The 517-nt window shown below is 39.7% G+C and carries 1 protein-coding gene; it reads left to right on the forward strand.

The features are described 5' to 3' along the window. The coding region (locus SM447_RS30005; protein ID WP_474576227.1) for a mannonate dehydratase at nt 1–320 on the forward strand (320 nt) is incomplete at its 5' end. Nucleotides 321–517 lie beyond the last annotated feature (197 nt).

Genomic DNA, 517 nt, shown 5'->3' on the forward strand with positions numbered 1-517 from the left:
TGGTAGCACGTTTGGGGCATCGTATTCATTTTATTCATTTGCGTAGTACAAAACGTGATGCCGAGGGGAATTTCCATGAAGCAAACCACCTCGAAGGAGATGTGGATATGTATGGAGTGATGAAAGCATTAGTTCTGGAACAAAATAAGCGCAAAGCAGAAGGGCGTAAAGATACGGCAATGCCTATGCGACCTGATCATGGACATAAAATGTTGGATGACCTTCGCAAAAAAACCAATCCAGGATATTCGGGTATTGGTAGACTACGTGGCTTAGCGGAATTGCGAGGCTTAGAAGTAGGAATAAGAAAATCACTTTAGAGAATAAACACAATCAAAAAAAAATAATACAGACATGTCAACTACCTATGAATCTCGGTATGCATCAAGCCCAAAAGGGGTAAAAAAAATGGATACTACAGAATTGAGAGAAGAATTTTTAATTGATAACCTCATGCAGGTAGGTCAAATAGCTTTGACCTATTCTCATTACGATCGCTATATTGCTGGATCAGCAG

It is taken from the genome of Micromonospora aridisoli, from assembly GCF_056150025.1.